The sequence below is a fragment of the Pseudomonas anatoliensis genome (assembly GCF_017976235.1).
GTDB classification, from domain to species: Bacteria; Pseudomonadota; Gammaproteobacteria; order Pseudomonadales; family Pseudomonadaceae; genus Aquipseudomonas; species Aquipseudomonas anatoliensis.
Genome location: NZ_JACVHC010000002.1, coordinates 83,478 through 107,914, shown reverse-complemented (window position 1 = coordinate 107,914; position 24,437 = coordinate 83,478). Strand labels below are relative to the sequence as shown.

At 58.9% G+C, this 24,437-nt stretch carries 26 protein-coding genes; 1 reads left to right on the top strand and 25 read right to left on the bottom strand.

Annotated features, from left to right (window positions below):
- Window positions 1-239 precede the first annotated feature (239 nt).
- The 19 genes from der to trmJ all read right to left on the bottom strand — a co-directional run bounded on the left by der (window position 240) and on the right by trmJ (window position 17,015).
- Complete coding sequence (gene der / locus ICA16_RS06030; protein ID WP_042560918.1) at window positions 240-1,709, bottom strand: ribosome biogenesis GTPase Der; 1,470 nt, start codon at window positions 1,707-1,709, stop codon at window positions 240-242.
- 139 nt (window positions 1,710-1,848) lie between these two features.
- Complete coding sequence (bamB, locus tag ICA16_RS06025) at window positions 1,849-3,000, bottom strand: outer membrane protein assembly factor BamB (RefSeq protein WP_042560919.1); 1,152 nt, start codon at window positions 2,998-3,000, stop codon at window positions 1,849-1,851.
- The gene (locus tag ICA16_RS06020) at window positions 2,993-3,634 is read right to left on the bottom strand and encodes a YfgM family protein (RefSeq protein ID WP_150601800.1); all 642 of its coding nucleotides are present in this window, start codon (window positions 3,632-3,634) and stop codon (window positions 2,993-2,995) included. Before ICA16_RS06020 ends, bamB begins: the two co-directional genes overlap by 8 nt.
- Window positions 3,635-3,675: 41 nt before the next feature.
- Window positions 3,676-4,965: a histidine--tRNA ligase gene (hisS, locus tag ICA16_RS06015; RefSeq protein WP_016984369.1), complete on the bottom strand. Its 1,290-nt coding sequence runs from the start codon at window positions 4,963-4,965 to the stop codon at window positions 3,676-3,678.
- 33 nt (window positions 4,966-4,998) lie between these two features.
- Window positions 4,999-6,108 (bottom strand): flavodoxin-dependent (E)-4-hydroxy-3-methylbut-2-enyl-diphosphate synthase, encoded by a 1,110-nt coding sequence (gene ispG / locus ICA16_RS06010; RefSeq protein ID WP_150592716.1) that lies wholly within the window; start codon window positions 6,106-6,108, stop codon window positions 4,999-5,001.
- 3 nt (window positions 6,109-6,111) lie between these two features.
- The gene (locus ICA16_RS06005) at window positions 6,112-7,155 is read right to left on the bottom strand and encodes a RodZ domain-containing protein (protein WP_210700216.1); all 1,044 of its coding nucleotides are present in this window, start codon (window positions 7,153-7,155) and stop codon (window positions 6,112-6,114) included.
- A complete protein-coding gene (gene pilW, locus ICA16_RS06000; protein WP_150604297.1) occupies window positions 7,155-7,913 on the bottom strand; it encodes a type IV pilus biogenesis/stability protein PilW in 759 nt (252 codons plus the stop codon). The genes ICA16_RS06005 and pilW overlap by 1 nt, the downstream gene beginning before the upstream one ends.
- 12 nt (window positions 7,914-7,925) lie before the next feature.
- On the bottom strand, window positions 7,926-9,074 hold the full coding sequence (gene rlmN, locus ICA16_RS05995) for a dual-specificity RNA methyltransferase RlmN (protein WP_042560925.1): 1,149 nt from the start codon (window positions 9,072-9,074) through the stop codon (window positions 7,926-7,928).
- A 28-nt stretch (window positions 9,075-9,102) separates the two neighbouring features.
- Window positions 9,103-9,528, bottom strand: a complete 426-nt coding sequence (gene ndk, locus ICA16_RS05990) for a nucleoside-diphosphate kinase (RefSeq protein ID WP_042560926.1) — start codon at window positions 9,526-9,528, stop codon at window positions 9,103-9,105.
- An 87-nt stretch (window positions 9,529-9,615) separates the two neighbouring features.
- Complete coding sequence (iscX, locus tag ICA16_RS05985) at window positions 9,616-9,816, bottom strand: Fe-S cluster assembly protein IscX (protein ID WP_150604298.1); 201 nt, start codon at window positions 9,814-9,816, stop codon at window positions 9,616-9,618.
- A 14-nt stretch (window positions 9,817-9,830) separates the two neighbouring features.
- Window positions 9,831-10,172 (bottom strand): ISC system 2Fe-2S type ferredoxin, encoded by a 342-nt coding sequence (fdx, locus tag ICA16_RS05980; RefSeq protein ID WP_150592713.1) that lies wholly within the window; start codon window positions 10,170-10,172, stop codon window positions 9,831-9,833.
- Window positions 10,172-12,037 carry a Fe-S protein assembly chaperone HscA gene (hscA, locus tag ICA16_RS05975; protein WP_210554981.1) on the bottom strand — a complete coding sequence of 622 codons (1,866 nt, stop codon included), beginning with the start codon at window positions 12,035-12,037 and terminating at the stop codon, window positions 10,172-10,174. Before hscA ends, fdx begins: the two co-directional genes overlap by 1 nt.
- A gap of 51 nt (window positions 12,038-12,088) precedes the next feature.
- Window positions 12,089-12,610 carry a co-chaperone HscB gene (gene hscB / locus ICA16_RS05970; protein ID WP_210554980.1) on the bottom strand — a complete coding sequence of 174 codons (522 nt, stop codon included), beginning with the start codon at window positions 12,608-12,610 and terminating at the stop codon, window positions 12,089-12,091.
- A gap of 8 nt (window positions 12,611-12,618) precedes the next feature.
- A complete protein-coding gene (gene iscA, locus ICA16_RS05965; RefSeq protein ID WP_003227904.1) occupies window positions 12,619-12,942 on the bottom strand; it encodes an iron-sulfur cluster assembly protein IscA in 324 nt (107 codons plus the stop codon).
- 34 nt (window positions 12,943-12,976) lie between these two features.
- A complete protein-coding gene (iscU, locus tag ICA16_RS05960; protein ID WP_042560931.1) occupies window positions 12,977-13,363 on the bottom strand; it encodes a Fe-S cluster assembly scaffold IscU in 387 nt (128 codons plus the stop codon).
- A 100-nt stretch (window positions 13,364-13,463) separates the two neighbouring features.
- Window positions 13,464-14,678 carry an IscS subfamily cysteine desulfurase gene (locus ICA16_RS05955; RefSeq protein WP_150604301.1) on the bottom strand — a complete coding sequence of 405 codons (1,215 nt, stop codon included), beginning with the start codon at window positions 14,676-14,678 and terminating at the stop codon, window positions 13,464-13,466.
- A gap of 47 nt (window positions 14,679-14,725) precedes the next feature.
- A complete protein-coding gene (iscR, locus tag ICA16_RS05950; RefSeq protein ID WP_150592710.1) occupies window positions 14,726-15,217 on the bottom strand; it encodes a Fe-S cluster assembly transcriptional regulator IscR in 492 nt (163 codons plus the stop codon).
- 247 nt (window positions 15,218-15,464) lie between these two features.
- The gene (gene cysE, locus ICA16_RS05945; protein ID WP_210700215.1) at window positions 15,465-16,241 is read right to left on the bottom strand and encodes a serine O-acetyltransferase; all 777 of its coding nucleotides are present in this window, start codon (window positions 16,239-16,241) and stop codon (window positions 15,465-15,467) included.
- Between the two features lie 3 nt (window positions 16,242-16,244).
- Window positions 16,245-17,015, bottom strand: coding sequence for a tRNA (cytosine(32)/uridine(32)-2'-O)-methyltransferase TrmJ (gene trmJ, locus ICA16_RS05940; RefSeq protein ID WP_210700214.1), 771 nt, complete (start codon window positions 17,013-17,015; stop codon window positions 16,245-16,247).
- A 145-nt stretch (window positions 17,016-17,160) separates the two neighbouring features.
- On the opposite strand from trmJ, the gene suhB reads away from it, so the two are divergent.
- Window positions 17,161-17,979 carry a type III secretion system regulator SuhB gene (gene suhB / locus ICA16_RS05935; RefSeq protein ID WP_150604302.1) on the top strand — a complete coding sequence of 273 codons (819 nt, stop codon included), beginning with the start codon at window positions 17,161-17,163 and terminating at the stop codon, window positions 17,977-17,979.
- Window positions 17,980-18,242: 263 nt separating this feature from the next.
- On the opposite strand, the gene ICA16_RS05930 is transcribed toward suhB, so the two are convergent.
- From ICA16_RS05930 to queA, 6 genes are all read right to left on the bottom strand, one after another.
- Window positions 18,243-18,791, bottom strand: a complete 549-nt coding sequence (locus ICA16_RS05930) for a glycine zipper 2TM domain-containing protein (RefSeq protein WP_150592708.1) — start codon at window positions 18,789-18,791, stop codon at window positions 18,243-18,245.
- Window positions 18,792-18,911: 120 nt separating this feature from the next.
- Entirely contained in the window at window positions 18,912-19,826 is a 915-nt protein-coding gene (gene secF / locus ICA16_RS05925) for a protein translocase subunit SecF (RefSeq protein ID WP_150604303.1), read from the bottom strand.
- 9 nt (window positions 19,827-19,835) lie between these two features.
- Entirely contained in the window at window positions 19,836-21,704 is a 1,869-nt protein-coding gene (gene secD / locus ICA16_RS05920) for a protein translocase subunit SecD (protein WP_150604304.1), read from the bottom strand.
- A 64-nt stretch (window positions 21,705-21,768) separates the two neighbouring features.
- Complete coding sequence (gene yajC, locus ICA16_RS05915) at window positions 21,769-22,107, bottom strand: preprotein translocase subunit YajC (RefSeq protein WP_007916913.1); 339 nt, start codon at window positions 22,105-22,107, stop codon at window positions 21,769-21,771.
- 43 nt (window positions 22,108-22,150) lie between these two features.
- Window positions 22,151-23,266 (bottom strand): tRNA guanosine(34) transglycosylase Tgt, encoded by a 1,116-nt coding sequence (gene tgt / locus ICA16_RS05910; RefSeq protein WP_191627681.1) that lies wholly within the window; start codon window positions 23,264-23,266, stop codon window positions 22,151-22,153.
- A gap of 14 nt (window positions 23,267-23,280) precedes the next feature.
- Entirely contained in the window at window positions 23,281-24,345 is a 1,065-nt protein-coding gene (gene queA, locus ICA16_RS05905) for a tRNA preQ1(34) S-adenosylmethionine ribosyltransferase-isomerase QueA (protein ID WP_150604306.1), read from the bottom strand.
- Window positions 24,346-24,437 lie beyond the last annotated feature (92 nt).

Here is a 24,437-nt window from a genome sequence, read left to right as displayed (position 1 = left end):
GGATAGCCCATCCGACGCCCATAAAAAAAGGGCGCCAGATGGCACCCTCTTCTTTGTAAAACACCGCGATACCTGTGGCGAGGGGATTTATCCCCGATCGGCTGCAAAGCAGTCGCAAATCTGTTGAATGCGGTTTGACTGATACACCGCGGGCGCAGGTTTTGGGGCTGCTGCGCAGCCCATCGGGGATAAATCCCCTCACCACAAAAGCCCCACACAAAACTGTGCAGGGCCTCGGATCACTTCTTGTCGCGGCGTTTCTTGTCGGCTTTCTTGCTGTGCGACATCATCCGACGCTTCCTGTTGACCTGGCGGTCGGTCAGCGTGTTTTTGTTGCCTTCGTACGGGTTCTCGCCGCCCTTGAACTCGATGCGGATCGGCGTACCGACCAGCTTCAGCACACGGCGGTAAGTGTTCTCCAGATAGCGCACGTACGACTTCGGCACTTTCTCGATCTGGTTACCGTGGATCACGATGATCGGCGGGTTCGCACCACCCAAGTGGGCGTAACGCAGCTTGATCCGGCGGTTGTTGACCATCGGTGGCGCGTGCTCGCCAACCGCGTCTTCCAGAATCTGGGTCAGACGGTTGGTCGGCCAGCGGGTGACCGCGGACTTGAACGAGTTCTGTACGGAAGCGTAGAGGTTGCCCACGCCAGTGCCGTGCAGTGCCGAAATAAAGTGGATGTCGGCGTAGTCAACGAAGAACAGACGACGCTGAAGTTCGACCTTCACGAAGTCGCGCTCGCTCGGCGTCATGCCGTCCCACTTGTTGATCGCGATCACCAGCGCACGACCCGACTCGATGGCGAAGCCCAGCAGGTTGAGGTCGTGATCGACCACACCTTCGCGGGCGTCCATCACGAAGATCACCACGTTGGCGTCTTTGATCGCCTGCAGCGTTTTGACCACGGAGAATTTTTCGACTTCTTCGTGAATCTTGCCGCGCTTGCGCACACCAGCGGTGTCGATCAGCGTGTACTTCTCTTCATTCCGTTCGAACGGGATGTAGATACTGTCGCGGGTGGTGCCAGGCTGGTCATAAACGATTACCCGGTCTTCACCGAGCATGCGGTTGACCAGAGTCGACTTGCCAACGTTCGGACGACCAATGATGGCGATCTTGATGCCGTCTTTTTCGCTCGGGCCAGGAATGCGCTTGGCTTCCTCGCCTTCGGCAACGACTTCTTCTTCGCCGTCTTCCGGCTCTTCTTCGTCTCTCGGGAATTCACCCAGGGCGATTTCCAGCATCTGGGTGATGCCGCGACCGTGAGCACCGGCGATAGGAATCGCGTGGCCCATGCCCAACGGAGCAAATTCAGCGCGGGCCATTTCCGGGTCGATGTTGTCGACCTTGTTGGCAACCACGTAGGAACACTTGTTACGTTTGCGCAGGTGTTCGGCGATCATCTGGTCGGCGGCGGTGAAACCGGCCTTGGCATCTACCAGGAACAACACAACATCCGCTTCTTCAATGGCCAGCAGCGACTGCTCGGCCATTTTTTCGTCCATACCGTGCTCGTCACCGGAGATACCACCGGTGTCGACCAGAATGTAGGAACGCCCTTGCCACTTGGCCTCACCGTACTGGCGATCACGGGTCAGACCGGACAAGTCGCCGACGATGGCGTCGCGAGTCCTGGTCAGGCGGTTGAACAAGGTGGACTTGCCGACGTTCGGTCGGCCCACCAGGGCGATTACGGGAACCATGCGGCTCTCCACTTCGTTATTTCAGAAAATACAAAAGCCGCTGCGAGGCAGCGGCTGGTGCTCGGGGCAACACTGCGGGGGTGAACAGGTTCACTCCCACAAGTGAAGCTGCCTGGGGTGTTATCCCCAAGCATAGTTGTTACTTGATGGTCAGGGCTTCCAGTTTGCCGCTGTTGCCATACACATAAATCGTGTCACCCACCACCAGCGGACGGGCACGCAGGCCGTCGCTGTCGATGCGCTCACGGCCGACGAAACGACCGTCAACCTGACTCAGCAGGTGCAGATAACCTTCCAGGTCACCTACTGCAACATAGCTGGAGAACACTTCCGGAGCCGACAGTTGGCGGCGAGCCAGCGAATCGTTGCTCCACAAAGCCGTGGTAGAACGCTCGTCGACGCCTTCAACGGTGCCCGAAGACAGGCTCACGTAAACGCTGCCGAAACCTTGAGCAATACCGGCGTAGCTCGACGCATCGCGCTGCCACAGTTGACGACCGCTTTCCAGATCCAGTGCCGCAACGCGACCCTGATAGCTGGCAACGTACAGCGTGCCGCCGGACAGCAGCAGACCGCCGTCGATGTCGACCACGCGCTCCAGTTCCGAACGACCCTGTGGAATGGCGATGCGTTGTTCCCACACCGGCACGCCATTGGAAATATCCAGGGCGACTACTTTACCGGTCGACAGACCAGCCACCGCGAGGCGGTTGGTCACAAGCGGTGCGCTGGTGCCACGCAGGGTAAGCACGGCAGGAGTGCTGTCATACACCCAGCGCTGAGTACCGGTGGAAGCATCCAGACCGATCAAACGATCGTCCTGAGTCTGCACCACTACCACGTCGCCGTTGTTGGCCGGCGGCGCGAGGACTTCACTGTTGACGCGAGCACGCCACTTCTCTTCACCGTTGATGGTGTCCAGAGCGACGACTTCGCCACGCAGCGTACCAATCAGAACCAGACCGTAACCCACGCCAACGGCGCCGGAGACAGGCAGTTCAAGATCCTGATCCCACTTCACGTCGCCGTTGCTGCGATCCATGGCCATTACCACGCCGGTCACATCGGCCGCGTAGATGGTGTCGCCGTCGATCGCCGGTACCAGCATGTTGTAGGTTTCGCCCTGACCGTCACCGATCGAACGACTCCACTGCTTTTGCAGAACGACTTCTTCTTTGAAGTCGGTCAGCTCGGCCGGTGGCAATTCTTTTTTGCTGTTGCTGCTGCAACCCGCGGCCAAAATGGCCAGAGCCAGCAATGCTGCATGCTTCCAACGGATCACGTCACGCATCCCCTTTGGCCAGGTCGTCGAGCTTGATTTGAAGGCCACCGACCGCCGCTTCATCCGACAGTGCCGCCTTGGCTTTTTGATACGCCTTGTTCGCGTCGTCGGTACGGCCCAGCTTCACCAGCAGGTCGCCCTTGAGTTCTTCGCGAGTGGCCAGGAACGCCTTGTCGGCGTCGCCGTCGAGCAGTTTCAGAGCGTCATCCGCCTTGTCCTGCGCGCCCAGCACCTGCGCCAGACGCTGACGGGCGATTTCGCCCAGCGCCGGATTGGCCGGTTTGTCGACGATGGTTTTGAGCTCGGTCGCGGCGTCGTCCAGCTTGCCGCTGTCGACTGCAACTTTGGCCACGAACAGGCTGCCGTACTGCGCATAGGCAGTGCCGCCGAATTCGCTCTTGAGCTTGCCGGCCAGATCCGCAACGCGGGCAGCATCAGGCTTGCCGTCAGGCGTCAGCGTGGTTTCCAGCAGTTGCTGATAGAGCACCGAGGCGCCTTGCGACTGGTTGCCCTGATATTTGTGATAAGCCTGCCAGCCGAACACGATGACCAGCGCCAACAGGCCGCCGGTGACCAGAGGTTTGCCGTTGCGTGTCCACCAGTCTTTCAAATCCGCCAACTGTTCGTCTTCGGTACTCGACACCCCAATACTCCTTAATCGCTAATTCGGCTGTTAAGACAGCTTCAACCCTGCACGACGCAGGTGGCCAGGTGAGCGGCAAGCGCATCCCAGGCAATGCTTTGTTGTTCGCCCTGGCCACGCAGGGGTTTGAAACCTACCACTTGCTGGGCCATTTCGTCGTCACCGAGGATCAGTGCGTACAGCGCACCGCTCTTGTCGGCCTTCTTGAACTGGCTTTTGAAGCTGCCAGCGCCGGCATTGACTTGCAGACGCAGGTTTGGAAGCTGATCACGTACACGCTCGGCCAGAGCCAGACCGGCCAGCTCGGCTTCTTCACCGAAGGCGCAGAGGTAGACGTCGACCTGACGGGAAATTTCTTCCGGGATCTGCTCGAGGGTCTCGAGCATCAGCACCAGACGTTCAATGCCCATGGCGAAACCAACGCCGGTGGTCGGCTTGCCACCCATTTGCTCGACCAGACCGTCATAACGACCGCCCGCGCAAACAGTGCCCTGGGCACCGAGCTTGTCGGTGACCCATTCGAAAACGGTTTTGCTGTAGTAATCGAGGCCGCGAACCAGCTTCGGGTTGAGCACGTACGGAATGCCGACGGCATCCAGACGGGCCTTCAAGCCTTCAAAGTGTGCACGGGACTCGTCGTCCAGGTAGTCCGCCATCTTCGGCGCATCAACCAGCACGGCCTGGGTGTCGGCATTTTTGGTGTCGAGCACGCGCAGCGGGTTGGTTTTCAGGCGACGCTGACTGTCTTCGTCAAGTTTGTCGTGATGCGCCGAGAGATACTCGACCAGCGCTTCACGGTAGCGACCACGGGACTCGCTGGTGCCGAGGCTGTTGAGTTCGAGCTTGACCGCATCACGGATGCCCAGCTCGCCCCACAGGCGCCAGGTCATGGTGATCAGCTCGGCGTCGATGTCCGGACCGTCGAGGTTGAACACCTCCAGACCGATCTGGTGGAACTGGCGATAACGGCCTTTCTGCGGACGCTCGTGGCGGAACATCGGGCCGATGTACCAGAGTTTCTGCACCTGACCACCGCCAGTGATGCCGTGCTCAAGCACTGCACGCACACACGCCGCGGTGCCTTCCGGACGCAGGGTCAGGGAGTCGCCGTTGCGGTCTTCGAAGGTGTACATCTCTTTTTCGACGATGTCGGTCACTTCACCGATCGAGCGTTTGAACAGCTCGGTGAATTCGACGATCGGCATGCGGATCTGCTTGTAACCGTAGTTATCCAACAGACGCGCAACAGTGCCCTCGAAATAACGCCACAGCGGGGTCTGTTCGGGCAGGATGTCGTTCATGCCACGAATGGCTTGCAATGACTTGCTCACTTTAAATCCTTAAATTCGTTCGGCTCTGTAGGCTCAGCCGCGCGCGATAACCGCTGCGTCAGCTTCGACCTTTTCGGCCGCTTTCTGGCGGATCAGCTTTTCCAGATGATCCACCAGATTGTCATTCGTCAGTTTCTGCGCCGGCTTGCCGTCGATGTAAATCAGGTTTGGCGTGCCGCCGGTCAAGCCGATATGGGCTTCCTTGGCTTCGCCGGGGCCGTTGACCACACAACCGATCACCGCGACATCCAGCGGCACCAGCAGGTCTTCAAGGCGCCCTTCCAGCTCGTTCATGGTCTTGACCACATCGAAGTTCTGCCGCGAGCAGCTCGGGCAGGCGATGAAGTTGATGCCACGGGAACGCAAATGCAAAGACTTGAGAATGTCGTAACCGACCTTCACTTCCTCGACCGGATCGGCCGCCAGCGAGATGCGAATAGTATCGCCAATCCCTTCGGCGAGCAGCATACCTAGGCCCACGGCGGATTTCACTGTGCCCGAACGCAATCCACCGGCTTCGGTGATGCCAAGGTGCAGCGGCTGGACGATTTCTTTCGCCAGCAAGCGGTAGGCTTCGACGGCCATGAACACGTCGGAAGCCTTCACGCTGACCTTGAAGTCCTGAAAATTCAGGCGTTCGAGGTGTTCAACGTGACGCAGAGCGGACTCGACCAGCGCCGCCGGGGTCGGCTCGCCGTATTTCTTTTGCAGGTCTTTTTCCAGCGAGCCGGCGTTGACGCCGATGCGGATCGGGATACCGCGATCACGCGCAGCATCAACCACTGCACGCACGCGATCTTCGCGACCGATGTTGCCCGGGTTGATACGCAGGCAGTCCACACCCAGTTCGGCTACGCGCAAGGCAATCTTGTAGTCGAAGTGAATGTCGGCAACCAGCGGCACCTTGACCAATTGCTTGATCTTGCCGAATGCCTCGGCGGCGTCCATGTCCGGCACCGAAACGCGAACGATGTCGACGCCAGCGGCTTCCAGACGATTGATTTGTGCAACGGTGGCGGCTACGTCATTGGTGTCGCTGTTGGTCATGCTCTGTACAGCGATAGGCGCATCGCCGCCCACCGGTACGTTGCCGACCCAGATCTTGCGCGAAACGCGACGTTTGATTGGAGATTCGCCGTGCATGACTTATTGACCCAACTTCAGGCGAGCAGTCTCGCCACTGGTGAACGGAGCGACATCGACCGCTTGGCCGTTGTAGCTGACCTGAGCGCCACGGGCATAGCCCAGGCGTACGGCAAATGGAGGCTTGCCGGCAACAGACAGGCTGTCGCCCTTACGCTTCAGGCCACTGAACAGAGTCTTGCCACTGGCATCGGTAACCTGGGTCCAGCAATCGGCAACGAACTGCACCGAAACCTGACCCTGCCCCGCAACTGGCGCGGACGCTTGCGCGGTTGGCGCTGGCGTCGCAGGAACCACCGGAGCGGTAACGGTCGGAGCAGGAGTGGCCGGAACGTTCGGTGCCGGCGTGGCAGGGGCAGCGACAACCGGTGCCGGGGTTTGAGCCGGTGCAGTTGGCGCCGCAGCCGGAGCGGCCGGTGCTGCCGGTGCCGTTGCCGCAGTGGCAGGCTCGGCGCCGGTAGATTCGGCGGTGGTCTCCGATTGCGGCAGTGCCAGGGCAGTCGCGCCCTCGGCCTGACCTTCGGCAACGGCCTGGTCTTCCGGCTCGTCAATCGGGTGAATCTGCGTGGTGCCATCGGCGCCTTCGACTTCGACGTGCTCAGGGGCGAGACTGGTCAGGTCTTTGGTGCGCTGCGAAGTCTGATCCTGCCACCAGACGAAACCGCCGCCGATGACCGCGATCAGCAACAGCAGGCTGACGATGCGCAAAATGGTGTGGGAAACCCGCACCGGCTCTTCGATACGCCCCAGCGCATGCACGTTGCTGCCCTGGGAATCGGTGCCGGTGGACTGGTCGAATTGCTGAACCAGAGCGGTCTGGTCCATGCCGAGCAACTTGGCATAGGCGCGAATATAGCCGCGAGCGAAGGTGTGCCCCGGCAGCTTGTCGAAAGCGCCGGCTTCAAGATTGCTCAGGGAAGTCACGGTGAGGTTGAGCTTGAGGGCCACTTCGGCCAGCGACCAGCCATTGCTTTCGCGGGCCTGGCGCAAGGTCTCACCGGGGTTAACGCGATTCGCTGCTACAACTTCGGGATGCGCCGCTTTCATCATTGCTCCGACAGGTATTGCTGATATTCCGGCGTACCGGGATAGAGTCGTTTTAATTGCAGGCCATAACTGGCGGCCTTGTCGCGATCTTCAAACACTTTTGCCAGCCGAACGCCGAGCAATAGACTACGTGCATTTTGTTCGGTTAGCAGGCTGAAACGGTCGTAATAGTCACGCGCGGGCACATAATGCCTGTCTTCGAAGGACAACTCAGCCATTTCCAGCAATGCGCGAGGTTGTTGACGATTCAGGCGCAGGGCTTTTTCCAGTTGCTGCTGCGCCAGATCACGCTGTCCGAGCTTCGCCGCCGTCATGCCGAGATTCTCGAACACTCGCGAGCGCTCAGGATACAGGGTATCGGCGGCGGCCTGTTCAAAACGCTCGTAGGCTTCCTTGTAACGCTGTTCTTCGTAGAGAAAACTGCCGTAGTTGTTGAGGGTTCTGGCATCGGCGGGACGTGAAGACAAGGCCTTGCGGAAGTGTTCGTCAGCCAGTGCAGGCTCCATCTCGGCCTGGAACACCAGTCCGAGCGCAGCATTGGCGTCCGGATCGGAGCTGTCCAGGTCCAGAGCCTTTTTCAACGGCACCTTGGCGCGTTCAGTCATGCCCTGCTGCAAATACCCCAGCCCCAACTGCACATAAGCGGCTCGCGCTTCATCGCGGCCCTTGCTGGTCTTCATCGGGTTGTAGTCACCCGACAGGACACAGCCAGCACTCAGGCTGGCCAACAGCAACAGCAGCGCAAAGCGCAGGGACATAGAGATCCTCTCTTAGTTTGTATTCGCGGCGTTCTGCGCCAGATCGCCGTCGGCGTTCAATTCCCGCACGGCAATGTAACGTTCGCTGCGACGGGTGCGATCCAGCACCTGTCCTACCAATTGACCACAAGCCGCGTCGATGTCTTCACCACGGGTGGTGCGCACAGTGACGTTGAAGCCTGCCTGATGCAGTTGATCCTGGAACCGGCGGATAGCATTGTTGCTAGGCCGCTCGTACCCGGAATGCGGGAACGGGTTGAACGGAATCAGGTTGATCTTGCATGGAATGTCTTTCAGCAACTCGACCATCTCAACGGCATGTTCGACTTTGTCGTTGATGTCCTTGAGCAAGGTGTACTCGATGGTCAGCACGCGCTTCTCGCCCAGGGACGACATGTAGCGCTGGCACGACTCGAGCAGCATCTTAAGCGGATATTTCTTGTTGATCGGCACCAATTGGTTACGCAATGCGTCATTCGGTGCGTGCAGGGACAACGCCAGGGATACGTCGATGTGCTTGGACAGCTCATCGATCATCGGCACCACACCCGACGTGGACAGGGTCACGCGGCGCTTGGAGATCCCGTAGCCGAGGTCATCCATCATCAGATGCATGGCGGCGACGACGTTGTCAAAGTTCAGCAACGGCTCGCCCATGCCCATCATCACCACGTTGGTGATGGCACGGTCGACGGTGGCCGGGACGCTGCCGAAAGATTTGTTGGCAATCCACACCTGACCGATGACTTCGGCGGCGGTGAGGTTGCTATTGAAGCCTTGCTTGCCGGTGGAGCAGAAACTGCAGTCCAGGGCACAGCCTGCCTGGGACGAAACGCACAAAGTGCCGCGCTTGCCCTGGGGAATGTACACGGTCTCGACACAGCTGCCGGACGCCACGCGCACCACCCACTTACGGGTGCCGTCGGTGGAGATGTCCTCGCTGACAACTTCGGGACCACGGACCTCGGCAATAACCTTGAGCTTGTCGCGCAAGGCTTTGCTGACGTTCGTCATGGCGTCGAAATCATCGACGCCAAAGTGGTGAATCCATTTCATTACCTGACCGGCACGGAAACGCTTCTCCCCGATTGAGTCGAAGAATTTTTCCATTTCCGGCTGGGTCAGACCCAGCAGGTTGGTTTTAACAGTCGATGTAGTCATGGATTCACCTTCACTCTTAAGCCAATGCTTAGCGAGTGGTTACTTCAGTAGCTGCGAAGAAGTACGAGATTTCACGAGCAGCTGCGGCTTCGGAGTCCGAACCGTGAACAGCGTTGGCGTCGATGGAATCAGCGAAATCAGCGCGGATGGTACCGGCAGCAGCTTCTTTAGGGTTGGTAGCGCCCATCAGCTCACGGTTCAGAGCGATAGCGTTTTCGCCTTCCAGAACCTGAACAACAACAGGACCGGAGATCATGAAGGAAACCAGGTCGCCGAAGAAACCACGAGCGCTGTGCTCAGCGTAGAAGCCTTCAGCTTCAGCTTTGGACAGTTGCTTCAGTTTCGAAGCTACAACGCGCAGGCCGGCTTTTTCGAAACGAGTGGTGATTTCGCCGATGACGTTTTTTGCAACAGCGTCAGGCTTGATGATGGAGAAAGTGCGTTGAACAGCCATGGTGTAACTCCAGAAACGGTAATTTGTGAAAAATTAAACCCGCGAATTATACGCGGGTTCTTGGGTATTGCCTAACCTGCGAGACGATCAGTCCAATTCTTTGGCCCAAAGCTCCTGAACCGCTTCCAGCACCTTCTCACCGACTCGGCCAGAAGTGCTATCAAACTCAGGCAGATCCAGGATCATCTGCTGCAGACGTACGAAACCTACAGAATATGGATCGACACCGGCATGGGCCTCGGCCAGCTCTTCTGCAATACGTTGAACATCATTCCAACCGTAGCTCATGACAGTCTTACCAGTCAGTGCGGCGCTTCGGCCGCATGGTTAAGCGAATATTTCGGAATCTCGACGGTGATGTCTTCTTCACCCACGATAGCCTGACAGGCCAGACGCGATTGCGCTTCCAGGCCCCAGGCACGATCAAGGAAGTCTTCTTCCAGCTCGTCAGCCTCTTCCATCGAGTCGAAACCCTCACGGATGATGCAGTGACAAGTGGTGCAAGCGCAGACGCCGCCGCAAGCACTTTCCATCTCGATGTGGTGTTCGTGGGCCAGTTCAAGAATCGATGTGCCGGGCGCAGCGTCGACCACCATACCCTCAGGGCAGAACTTGTCGTGGGGCAGAAAAATGACCTGCGGCATCAGATATCCTCGATTTCATTCAGATTGCGCCCCGACAGAGCGGCTTTCACCGTCAGATCCATGCGGCGGGCAGCAAAAGCATCGGTCACTTGCGACAGACGCTTGGTCTGCTGCTCGATGGCGTAACCATCGGTACCTTTCATCAGTTCGGCCAGTTCCTGCAATTGCAGGTCGATGACCATGCGCTCTTCGGCGTCGAGCAAACGCTCGCCATCCACCTCCAGAGCACCCTGCACGGCCTCGATCAGACGCTGGGCATCGACTTGCTGTTCACGCAAAACGCGAGCGACCTTGTCGTCATTGGCGTGCTGGAACGAATCCTTGAGCATCTTGGCGATTTCGCCGTCGGTCAGACCGTAGGACGGCTTGACCTGAATGCTCGCCTCAACGCCCGAACCCAGTTCGCGGGCGGAAACGCTGAGCAGACCGTCAGCGTCGACCTGGAAGGTCACGCGAATCTTCGCTGCACCGGCGACCATCGCTGGAATGCCGCGCAATTCGAAACGCGCCAGAGAGCGGCAGTCGCTGATCAGCTCACGCTCGCCCTGCAAGACGTGAACAGCCATGGCCGTCTGGCCGTCTTTATAAGTGGTGAAGTCCTGAGCACGGGCAACGGGGATGGTGGTGTTGCGCGGAATCACCTTCTCCATCAGGCCGCCCATGGTTTCCAGCCCCAAGGACAGCGGAATCACGTCGAGCAGCAACAGCTCGCCGCCATCGCGCTTGTTGCCAGCCAGAGTGTCGGCCTGGATCGCAGCACCGATGGCCACCACTTGATCCGGATCGATTTCGGTCAATGGCTCACGACCAAAAGCTTCGGCCACTGCTTCGCGAACGCGCGGGACGCGAGTCGAACCACCGACCATGACCACGGCGTGCACATCTTCCAGCTCAATGCCGGAATCGCGAACGGCGCGGCGGCAGGCTTTGAGGCTGCGCGCGACCATCGGTTCGATCAGCGCATCGAAGGCTTCGCGGGTCAGCTGTGCTTTCCAGTCGCCGTAGGCAACTTCAACACTGGCCGCATCGGTCAGGGCTTCTTTGGCCGCGCAAGCGGTTTGCAGCAGATTACGTTGTGCGCCCGGATCGAGATCGGCGGACAGGCCCGCGCTCTCGATGATCCAGCCAGCAATCGCGTGATCGAAATCATCGCCGCCCAGCGCGCTGTCGCCGCCGGTGGCCAGAACTTCAAACACACCGCCAGTCAGACGCAGAATCGAAATATCGAAGGTGCCGCCGCCCAGGTCATAGATCGCAACCAGGCCCTCGGCGTGTTGATCCAGACCGTAAGCCACAGCAGCAGCGGTCGGCTCATTGAGCAGGCGCAGCACGTTCAGACCGGCCAGTTTGGCCGCATCTTTGGTGGCCTGGCGCTGAGCATCGTCGAAATACGCCGGAACGGTAATCACCGCGCCAACCAGTTCGCCACCCAAGGTCGCTTCAGCACGCTGACGCAACACTTTGAGGATATCGGCGGAGACTTCGACCGGGCTTTTCGGGCCCTGCACGGTATCGATGAACGGCATGTGCGATTCGCCGCCGACAAAGCGGTATGGCAGTTGCTCGCCCAATTGCTTGACGTCGGACAAACCACGACCCATCAAGCGCTTGACCGACAGCACAGTGTTCAAAGGATCGGAGGCGGCAGCCAGTTTGGCCGACTCGCCGACTTCGACGTGATCGGCGTGGTAACGCACGGCAGACGGCAGGATGACCTGCCCGTTTGCGTCGGCCAGCGGCTCGGAAAGACCACTGCGCAACGCAGCGACCAGCGAATTGGTAGTGCCCAAGTCGATCCCCACAGCCAGACGGCGCTGGTGCGGTTGAGGACTTTGGCCGGGTTCGGCGATCTGCAGTAGGGCCATCGTGATCAGGACTTATCTGTATATCAGGCGTGCGACCGGAGCGGCACTGGGTTAATCGTCGAGGCGCTCTTCTAACTGGCGCACTTCGTAGGTCAGCTTGTCGAGGAACTGCATGCGCCGCATCAGGCGTTCGGCCTGATCACGTTGTGCTGCATCATCCCAACAGGCTGCAAAACTTTCGTTGAGTTCTTCCTGGGCCACTTTCAAGCGACGCTTGAAAACTGCGACGCCGTCGAGATCGGCACTGTCCTGGAGGTCTTCGAGCTCTTCGCGCCATTGCATCTGCTGCAAAAGAAACTCGGGATCCTGGACGGTGACTTCCATCGGCACTTCATGCCCACTGACCTTCAGCAGGTAGCGCGCACGCTGGGGTGGGCTCTTGAGCACCTGATACGCCTCGTTGAGGCCGGCAGACTGCTCAAGCGCCAACCGCTGCTCGCGCTCGGAAGCATCGGCAAAGCGGTCAGGATGAACACCACGCGCCAACTCACGGTAGCGCGCGGCCAACTGCTCGAGATCCAGACGGAAGCTCGGTTGCAGCTCGAATAAAGCGAAATGACAAGGACTACCCACGACAAGCCTCAGATGTTGAAGCTTTCGCCGCAGCCACACTCACCGCGTACGTTGGGATTGTTGAACTTGAAGCCTTCGTTCAACCCTTCCTTGACGAAATCGAGCTCGGTGCCGTCCAGGTAGGCCAGGCTTTTCGGGTCGATAATCACTTTTTCACCGTGACTTTCGAACACCTGATCCTCTGCAACCACCTCGTCGACAAACTCCAGCACGTAGGCAAGGCCGGAACAACCTGTGGTGCGAACACCCAGACGAATCCCTTCACCTTTGCCGCGCCCGTCGAGGGAGCGCCGCACGTGTCGAGCAGCCGCTTCTGTCATGCTGATAGCCATCGGTGACTCCTTACTCGTCGCCAAATCCTGAAAGTCAGATCAAGCCTTTCTTCTGCTTGTAATCGCGAACAGCCGCTTTGATAGCGTCTTCAGCGAGTACCGAGCAGTGAATTTTCACTGGCGGCAGGGCCAGTTCTTCGGCCAGCTGGGTGTTCTTGATGGTTTCCGCTTCGTCCAGGGTCTTGCCCTTCATCCACTCGGTAGCGAGGGAGCTGGAAGCGATTGCCGAACCGCAGCCGTAGGTCTTGAACTTGGCATCTTCGATGATGCCCTGATCGTTGACCTTGATCTGCAAACGCATTACGTCGCCGCACGCTGGTGCGCCGACCATGCCAGTACCGACATCCGGGTCTTCGGCATTCATCTTGCCGACGTTACGCGGGTTTTCGTAGTGGTCGATGACCTTTTCGCTGTAAGCCATGATTCTAATCCTCACTCATCAGGGCCGCTCTTGAGGCCCTGTAGCTGCGCTGCATCAGTCGCCGCGTCGCTACAGGATCTGTATCCGGCGGCTTCTATATTTAGTGTGCCGCCCACTCGATTTTCGAGATATCGACGCCGTCTTTGTACATGTCCCACAGCGGCGACAAAGTGCGCAGCTTGGTAACGGCCTCGCAGACTTTCTGCGCGGCGTAGTCGATTTCTTCTTCGGTGGTGAAGCGGCCGAAGGTGAAGCGGATCGAGCTGTGTGCCAGTTCGTCGTTGCGGCCCAGGGCGCGCAGTACGTACGAAGGCTCAAGCGATGCCGAGGTGCACGCCGAACCGGACGAAACCGCCAGATCCTTGAGCGCCATGATCAGCGACTCGCCCTCAACGTAGTTGAAGCTCAGGTTCAGGTTGTGCGGAACGCGGGCAGTCAGGCTGCCGTTGACGTACAGCTCTTCCAGATGCTCGACCTGCTTGTAGAAACGGTCGCTCAAGGCTTTGATGCGCACGTTTTCGGCAGCCATGTCTTCCTTGGCCACACGGAACGCTTCGCCCATGCCGACGATCTGGTGGGTCGCCAGGGTACCGGAACGCATGCCGCGCTCGTGACCGCCGCCGTGCATGGTCGCTTCGATACGCACACGCGGCTTGCGGCTCACGTACAGCGCGCCGATGCCTTTAGGACCGTAGGTCTTGTGGGCGGAGAACGACATCATGTCGACTTTCAGCTTCGACAGGTCGATGTCGACCTTGCCGGTGGACTGAGCGGCGTCGACGTGGAACAGGATGCCTTTGGCGCGAAGCATCTCGCCGATGGCTTCGATGTCGTTGATGGTGCCGATTTCGTTGTTCACATGCATCGCCGACACGAGAATGGTGTCTTCGCGCAGTGCGGCTTCGATCATTGCCGGAGTCACCAGACCATCAGTCTGAGGCTCGAGGTAGGTCACTTCGAAACCTTCACGCTCGAGTTGGCGCATGGTGTCGAGGACAGCCTTGTGCTCAATCTTGGTGGTGATCAGGTGCTTGCCCTTGGAGGCGTAGAAATGTGCCGCACCTTTGATCGCCAGGTTGTCGGACTCGGTGGCGCCGGAGGTCCAGACGATTTCACGCGGGTCGGCGTTGACCAGATCGGCCACCTGACGACGGGCGTTTTCGACGGACTCTTCAGCCTTCCAGCCGAACACGTGGGAACGGGACGCCGGGTTACCGAAGTTTCCGTCGACCAGCAGGCATTCACTCATTTTTTGCGCAACGCGCGGATCGACCGGGGTGGTCGCAGAGTAATCAAGGTAAATCGGCAATTTCATGGACTATCTCCTAAATCAGGGCTGGCGTGCCGCTGGCTCTACGGCTGTCATTCGACGGCGGACGCTTCAATCTTGTCCAGGCGTGGCGCCTTGCTGTTGCAACGGCGCTGGTCCTGACGCTGGGCTACTTCTTGCACCTCACGGCGAGTCACAAGATCAGCCAAGCTGATACCACTTAGAAATTCGTGAATCTGCAGGCTCAGGTCGCACCACAGGTGATGAGTCAGGCAGGTATCGCCGGAATGGCAATCACCCTGCCCCCCGCACTTGGTGGCATCGACCGACTCATTCACTGCGTCGATCACCTGAGCCACCTGAATGCCCTGCATGTCGCGGGACAACTGGTAGCCACCACCCGGACCGCGAACGCTGGAAACCAGGTTACTGCGGCGCAGCTTGGCAAAAAGCTGTTCGAGATAGGACAGGGAAATGCCTTGGCGCTCGGAGATATCGGCCAGGGACACCGGCCCGTGCTGCGCGTGCAACGCCAGGTCAAGCATGGCAGTCACGGCGTATCGGCCTTTTGTAGTCAGTCGCATGGACAATTACCACGGAGTTCAGAATGGGCGGGAGTATGCAATTCCCGAGCATTTAAGTCAACTATAAGACCTAGTGCTTTAGTCGGGTTTACCCGCAAAAGAGCGCGCGAATGATATCAGGGTCTGCGGCTTAATGGCACACCGGCTGGCGTAGGCCTTTGCAGGAAATGTCGGAGGCTTCGATCTTTTGATTTTATGAACAAGCAAGATCAAAAGATCGCAGCCTTCGGCAGCTCCTACACGGGCGTTATCCGGCTTTGGATTCGTCTTTATCCTTCACGCAGGCGAAGTCTTCTTCGCGCAGTTCAGGCAGATCTTTCGCACAGTAATTACTGCCCAGATCCTTCAGCGCGCCGCACATCCCCTCCAACCGCCCGTCTACCGCTTGCAGGTGATCGAGCAACTGACCGATGGCACGCGCCACTGGGTCGGGCATGTCTTCGCTGACGCCATAGGCATCGAAACCGATCTTCTCGGCCATGGCCTTACGCTTGGCGTCCTGCTCCTCATCGGATTTGACGATGATTCGACCCGGAATGCCCACGACAGTGGCACCCGGCGGCACTTCTTTGGTCACCACCGCGTTGGAGCCAACCTTGGCACCGGCACCGACCGTGAACGGCCCGAGCACCTTGGCACCAGCGCCCACGACAACGCCGTCGCCCAGTGTCGGGTGACGCTTGCCCTTGTTCCAGCTCGTGCCACCCAGGGTCACACCCTGATAAATGGTCACGTCATCGCCAATCTCGGCGGTTTCACCGATGACGATGCCCATGCCGTGATCGATGAAAAAACGCCGACCGACCTTGGCCCCCGGGTGAATTTCGATTCCGGTCAACCAGCGACCGAAGTTCGACACCAGCCGCGCCAACCATTTCAGCTCGTTGCGCCAGAGCATGCCCGCCAATCGATGGATCCAGATAGCGTGCATGCCGGGGTAGCAGGTCAGGACTTCAAAAGCGTTACGCGCCGCCGGGTCTCGATGGAATACGCTCTGGATATCTTCACGCAAACGCTCAAACATCATTCAGTCCTTCCGCTTTAGAAGCTCACCACGGGCCGCTTTCTGGGTTTCCGTGAGGATGCCACGCAATATATTCATTTCCGCCCGGCTGACCGAGCTGCGTCCGTACAACCGGCGCAGGCGCGCCATCAAGTGCCGCGGTTTTTCCGGATCGAGGAATTCGATGGCGACCAGCGTCTGCTCCAGATGCTCATAGAATCGCTCAAGCTCATCCATGGTTGCCAGCTCGGCACTTTTCACCGAGGCCACTTCTTCTTTCTCGATCTTGCTCGGCTGACCTTGTGAGGCCAGCCAGGCCATGCGCACTTCATAGCTCAAAACCTGCACCGCCGCTCCGAGATTCAGCGAGCTGAACTCAGGATCAGAGGGGATATGCACGTGAAAGTGACATCGCTGCAGCTCGTCATTGGTCAGGCCGGAATCTTCACGACCGAACACCAGTGCGATCTGCGCATCCTGCCCCGCCTCCTCGACCACTTTGGTCCCGCATTCGCGCGGATCCAGCAGCGGCCAGGGAATGCGCCGGTCACGAGCACTGGTGCCGAGCACCAGATTGCAACCGACCAAGGCATCTTCCAGGGTGGCGACGACTTGCGCGTTTTCAAGGATGTCACCGGCACCAGAGGCGCGAGCATCGGCCTCGTGGTGCGGAAACAGGCGCGGTTCGACCAGCACCAGGCGCGACAGACCCATGTTTTTCATGGCGCGCGCGGCCCCGCCGATGTTGCCGGGGTGGCTGGTATTGACCAGGACGACACGAATGTTCTGCAGCAAGGGAGGCGCTCTCGGACACAGGAAAGGGGTGCAAATCTTACAGAACAGCCTACCGTTAAGCTATGAAAGCGAACAGCGACCTTCACCTGAAGAAAAGTTCTGATAGAATGCGCGGCTTTCTTTAACAACCTTAGGTGACACATCCATGCAGCCCATGCTGAATATCGCGCTGCGCGCCGCCCGCAGCGCCAGTGAACTGATCTTCCGCTCCATCGAGCGCCTGGATACCATCAAGGTCGACGAAAAAGACGCCAAGGATTATGTATCCGAGGTGGACCGCGCCGCCGAGCAGAAAATCATCGACGCGCTGCGCAAGGCTTACCCGAACCACTCGATCCGTGGCGAAGAGACCGGCATGCACGCCGGTACCGGTATCGAAGGCGAAGAATACCTGTGGATCATTGATCCGCTGGACGGCACCACCAACTTCCTGCGCGGCATTCCTCACTTCGCTGTCAGCATCGCCTGCAAATATCGCGGTCGCCTGGAACACGCTGTTGTTCTGGACCCGGTTCGCCAGGAAGAATTCACCGCCAGCCGTGGTCGCGGCGCTCAACTGAACGGTCGCCGCCTGCGCGTCAGCGGTCGCACCAGCCTCGAAGGCGCCCTGCTGGGCACTGGCTTCCCGTTCCGTGACGACCAGATGGACAACCTCGAAAACTACCTGGGCATGTTCCGCGCTCTGGTTGGCCAGACTGCCGGCATCCGCCGCGCCGGTTCGGCGAGCCTGGACCTGGCTTATGTGGCTGCCGGTCGTTTCGACGCGTTCTGGGAGTCGGGCCTGTCCGAGTGGGACATGGCTGCAGGCGCCCTGCTGATTCAAGAAGCTGGCGGCCTGGTGAGCGACTTCACCGGTGGTCACGACTTCCTTGAAAAAGGTCACATCGTTGCCGGCAACACCAAATGCTTCAAGGCAGTGCTGACGGCGATCCAGCCGCACCTGCCAGCTTCGCTGAAGCGCTAAGCTTCCGGCGAAACGAAAAAGCACCCTTCGGGGTGCTTTTTTTATGCCTGAAATTCAACACTCCCCCTGTAGGAGCTGCCGAAGGCTCGGGCCGCGATCGGACGATCTTTTGCTTCTGGTTTTTAAAAACAGGATCAAAAGATCGCAGCCTTCGGCAGCTCCTACATTGGGTATCAGGTGATCACCGACGGATCAGTCGACTGGCAAGAATACGGGCACAAAAAAGCACCCCGAAGGGTGCTTCTTTTCAAACGCTCAGCGAATCACTGAGCCGGCTCATTCTGCGACAGAACCAGTTTGCCTTCCTTATCGACCGGAATCTGGTTGCCCGGATCACGATCCATGCGCACTTTACCTTCCTTGCCATCCAGCGAGTAACGAACGTCGTAACCGACAACCTTGTCACTGATGTCGTTTACGGTGTTACAGCGAGTCTGTGTCGTGGTGTAGGTGTCACGACCCTGCATGCCTTCCTGAACCTTGTTACCGGCATAACCGCCACCGACCGCGCCGGCGACCGTGGCAATCTTCTTGCCGTTGCCGCCGCCGATCTGGTTACCCAGCAAACCACCCGCTACCGCACCGATGGCGGTACCGAGAATCTGGTGTTGATCCTTGACCGGCGCCTGCCGGGTCACTGCTACATCCTTGCACACTTCACGTGGCGTCTTGATCTGTGTTTTGACCGGTTCAACGGCTAATACTTGCGCATACTCAGGGCCGCTTTTAACCAGGCTGTAGGTGGCAACAGCACCCCCGGCAGTCACACCGACAGCACCCAATACCGCACCAACCAGCAACGACTTGTTCACATGAACCTCCTGACCATCACATGCGGGACGGGCCCGCGCTTCTCCCAGCCTTGGAGCATAAAAAAAGGCGCGAGTTCAACTCGCGCCTTTTTTGGCTGACAGCAGGGAAAACGATGACCGTTATGGACGGTCGTCGATTTCCTTCTCGGTGTTAGCCGGTGGAATCAGGTCTTCGGTTGTCAGGTTCAGCCAGATCAGCACCACGTTAGCGATGTAGATCGACGAGTACGTACCCGCCAGAACACCGATAAACAGAGCAATCGAGAAGCCGAACAGGTTGTCGCCACCAAAGAACAGCAGCGCAGCGATCGCCAGCAAGGTCGAAATCGACGTCGCCATGGTGCGCAGCAGGGTCTGTGTGGTCGAGATGTTGATGTTCTCGATCAGCGTTGCCTTGCGCAGCACACGGAAGTTCTCACGAACCCGGTCGAATACCACAATGGTGTCGTTCAGCGAGTAACCGATGATCGCCAGCACCGCTGCCAGTACTGTCAGATCGAAAGTGATCTGGAAGAACGACAGGATACCGATGGTCACGATCACGTCGTGGATCAGCGAAACGATAGCGCCGACCGCGAATTTCCACTGAAAGCGGAAAGCCAGGTAGATCAGGATGCCGCCGAGCGCCAGCAGCATGCCGAGGCCGCCCTGGTCGCGCAGCTCTTCACCGACCTGCGGGCCGACGAACTCGACACGCTTGACCATCGCCGGGTTGTCGCCGCCAACCTTCAGCAGCGCTTCCGCGACCTGATGGCCCAGCTGCGGGTCTTCACCCGGCATCCGCACCAGCAGATCGGTCGTCGCACCAAAGCTCTGCACGATGGCTTCGTGGTAACCCGAACTCACCAGTTGCTCGCGCACCTTGGTGACATCGGCCGGACGCTCGTAGGTCAGCTCGATGAGCGTACCGCCGGTGAAGTCCAGACCCCAGTTCATGCCCTTGGTAGCGACGCTGAACAGAGCCAGCAGGGTGAGGAATACTGTGACGCCGAACGCGAAGTTGCGAACGCCCATGAAGTTGATTGTACGTAACATGGCAGCCCCTTAAATCCACAACTTCTTGAAGTCACGTCCGCCAAAGATCAGGTTGACCATTGCGCGGGTCACCATGATGGCCGTGAACATCGAGGTAAAGATCCCGAGGGACATCGTCACTGCGAAACCTTTGACCGGGCCCGTGCCCATCGCAAAGAGAATCCCGCCGACCAACAGAGTGGTCAGGTTGGCGTCGAGAATCGCGGTAAATGCCCGGCCGAAGCCTTCGTTGATTGCGCGCTGCACGGTCATGCCGGCGGCGATCTCTTCACGTATCCGCGAGAAGATCAGCACGTTGGCGTCGACCGCCATACCCATGGTCAAGACGATACCGGCGATACCCGGCAGGGTCAGCGTTGCACCCAGCAGCGACATCAGCGCCAGCAGCAACACCATGTTCACCGACAGAGCGACAGTGGCGATGATGCCGAAGAAGCGATAGATCGCGATGATGAACAGCGACACGAACAGCATGCCCCACAACGACGCATCGATACCCTTGGTGATGTTGTCAGCACCCAGGCTCGGGCCGATTGTGCGCTCTTCAGCGAAGTACATTGGAGCGGCCAGACCACCGGCACGCAGCAGCAGCGCCAGCTCGGACGACTCACCCTGACCGTTCAGGCCAGTGATACGGAACTGAGCACCCAGCGGCGACTGGATGGTCGCCAGGCTGATGATCTTCTTCTCTTCCTTGAACGTCTGCACCGCGACGTCTTTTTCGACGCCATTCACCATTTGCTTGGTGTAAGTGGTGACGGGACGCTGCTCAATGAAGATCACAGCCATGCTGCGACCGACGTTGCTGCGGGTCGCACGACTCATCAGCTCACCACCGTGACCATCCAGACGGATGTTCACTTCAGGTGTGCCGTGCTCGCCGAAACCGGCCTTAGCGTCGGTTACCTGGTCACCCGTGATGATCAGGCCGCGCTCGATCTGCGCCGAAGGACGATTGCCTTCACGGAACTCGAAAGTTTCGGAAGTGGCTTTCGAAGCGCCAGGCTCTGCAGCCAGACGGAACTCAAGGTTGGCCGTCTTGCCGAGAATACGCTTGGCTTCGGCAGTGTCCTGCACGCCCGGCAGCTCAACCACGATGCGGTTGGCGCCCTGACGCTGGACGATCGGTTCGGCAACACCCAGTTCGTTGACGCGGTTACGTACCGTGGTCAAGTTCTGCTTGATGGAGTATTCACGGATTTCCGCCAGCTTGGCCGGGGTCATCGCCAGACGCAGCACCGGTTGACCGTTGAGGTCGGCCGGAACAATGTCGAAATCGTTGAAGTTCTTGCGGATCAGCGCACGGGCCTGTTCGCGGGAATCTTCATCACTGAAGCCCAGCTGAATGGCACCATTGAGCTGCGGCAGACTGCGATAACGCAGCTTCTCTTTGCGCAGCAGGCTCTTGACGTCGCCTTCGTAGACTTTCAGGCGTGCATCGAGGGCTTTATCCATGTCCACTTCCAGCAGGAAGTGCACACCACCGGACAAGTCCAGACCCAGCTTCATCGGGTGCGCGCCCAGGTTGCGCAGCCATTGCGGGGTGGTCTGTGCCAGGTTCAGCGCGACGACGTAGTCATCACCCAATGCCTTGCGCACAACGTCTTTGGCCGGCAGCTGATCTTCAGCCTTGGTCAGACGGATCAGACCGCCCTTGCCGTTCGCCGCCAGCGTGGCAGCCTTGACGTTGATCCCGGATTCTTTCAGCGCGGTGCTTACGCGATCCAGATCGGCCTGATTGACCTGCAGTGCCGTGCTGGCGCCGCTGACCTGAATGGCCGGGTCATCAGGATATAGATTGGGAGCGGAATAAATCAGACCGACCGCCAGCACCGCCAGGATCAGAATGTATTTCCACAGAGGGTATTTGTTCAGCATCACGCCGCCCGTTATGAACGCGGGGCGCCTTGCGCGCCCCGTCGATTGAGTAGAAGTTGGAACCTTAGATCGCTTTCAGCGTGCCTTTTGGCAGCGTGGCGGCGATGGCGCCTTTCTGGAACTTCATTTCCACAGTGTCGGAAACTTCCAGAACCACGAAGTCATCGGCCACTTTGGTGATCTTGCCGGCGATGCCGCCGGTGGTGACCACTTCGTCGCCCTTCTGCAGGCTGCTCAGCAGGTTCTTCTGCTCTTTGGCGCGCTTGGCCTGTGGGCGCCAGATCATCAAGTAGAAGATGACCAGGAAGCCGACCAGGAAAATCCACTCGAAGCCGCCGCCCATTGGGCCTGCAGCAGCCGGTGCAGCAGCGTCAGCCATGGCGTTAGAGATAAAAAAGCTCATTTAGCACTCCAGTTGCAAATGTTGAATCTTGGGGTCAGAAAACTCAGTCCAAAGGCGGAACGGGGAGCCCGCGTTTGGCGTAGAAGGCATCGACAAAGGCGGCCAATGTACCCTGTTGAATAGCCTCGCGCAAACCAGCCATCAGCACCTGATAATGGCGCAAGTTATGGATGGTATTGAGCATGCTTCCCAGCATTTCGCCGCACTTGTCCAGGTGATGCAGATAAGCGCGAGAGAAGTTCTGGCAGGTATAGCAATCGCAGGTCGGATCCAGTGGCGATTCATCATGGCGATGGAACGCGTTACGGATCTTCAGCACGCCTGTATCAATGAACAGATGCCCGTTGCGGGCATTACGGGTTGGCATCACGCAATCGAACATGTCCACACCGCGGCGCACACCCTCAACCAGATCTTCCGGTTTGCCAACGCCCATAAGGTAACGAGGTTTGTCAGCCGGCATCATGCCCGGCAGATAATCGAGCACCTTGATCATCTCGTGCTTCGGTTCACCCACCGACAGACCGCCAATGGCCAGGCCATCAAAGCCGATCTCGCAAAGGCCGTCGAGCGAGCGCATGCGCAGATCCGGGTGCATGCCGCCCTGAACGATGCCGAACAGTGCAGCGGTATTCTCGCCGTGAGCAATCTTCGAACGCTGAGCCCAGCGCAACGACAGCTCCATCGACACACGGGCGACGTCTTCGTCAGCCGGGTACGGCGTGCATTCGTCGAAAATCATCACGACGTCGGAACCGAGATCGCGCTGAACCTGCATCGACTCTTCCGGGCCCATGAACACTTTGGCGCCGTCGACCGGAGAGGCAAAGGTCACGCCCTCCTCTTTGATCTTGCGCATGGCGCCGAGGCTGAACACCTGGAAGCCGCCGGAGTCGGTCAGGATCGGGCCCTTCCACTGCATGAAATCGTGCAGGTCGCCGTGCTCCTTGATCACCTGGGTGCCAGGACGCAGCCACAGGTGAAAGGTGTTGCCCAGGATCATTTCCGCGCCGGTGGCGACGATGTCACGCGGCAACATGCCCTTGACCGTGCCGTAAGTACCGACCGGCATGAAGGCCGGGGTCTCGACGGTGCCACGCGGGAAGGTCAGACGACCACGACGGGCCTTGCCATCGGTGGCAAGCAGCTCGAACGACATACGACAGGTGCGACTCATACTGTTTCCTCTGGGTCCGATTCACTAGGGGCAGTCGGCGCGGGATTTCGGGTGATGAACATCGCATCACCGTAGCTGAAAAAGCGGTAACCGTTATCGACGGCAGCCTTATAGGCGGCCATGGTTTCGGGGTAACCGGCGAAGGCCGAAACCAGCATCAACAGCGTGGATTCAGGCAAATGGAAATTGGTCACCAGGGCATCGACCACATGGAACGGCCGGCCCGGGAAGATAAAGATATCGGTGTCGCCGCTGAACGGCTTGAGCACACCATCGCGCGCCGCACTCTCCAGCGAACGCACGCTGGTGGTGCCCACGGCAATCACTCGACCACCGCGCGCACGACACGCGGCGACGGCATCGACCACGTCCTGGCCGACTTCCAGCCACTCAGTGTGCATGTGGTGATCTTCAAGCTTCTCGACGCGCACGGGCTGGAAAGTACCAGCGCCAACGTGCAGCGTGACGAACGTGGTCTCGACGCCTTTGGCGGCAATCGCCTCCATCAGCGACTCATCGAAATGCAGCCCCGCCGTCGGCGCCGCCACCGCGCCCAGGCGCTCGGCGTACACCGTCTGATAGCGCTCGCGATCCGAGCCTTCATCCGGGCGGTCTATATAAGGAGGCAACGGCATGTGCCCGACGCGATCAAGCAGCGGCAGCACTTCTTCGTCAAAGCCCAACTCGAACAACGCGTCATGACGCGCAAGCATCTCGGCTTCGCCACCGCCATCGATGAGAATCTTCGAACCCGGCTTCGGCGACTTGCTGGAACGCACATGCGCCAGTACGCGATGCGTATCGAGTACCCGTTCGATGAGGATTTCCAGCTTGCCACCGGACGCTTTCTGCCCGAACAGCCGCGCCGGAATCACCCGGGTATTGTTGAACACCATCAAATCGCCCGAGCGCAAATGCTCAAGCAAATCAGTGAATTGACGGTGTGCCAGAGCACCGCTGACCCCATCAAGGGTCAACAGGCGACTACCGCGACGCTCGGCCAAAGGGTGGCGGGCGATCAGCGAATCAGGGAGTTCGAAGGTAAAGTCAGCAACGCGCATGATGGGGTTCGTCTAGCAGGGGCCGAAAGTCTAGCGGAAATATCGAAAATTGACCATGAAACGTGATTGACCAACGGTAATCTCATCTCTAT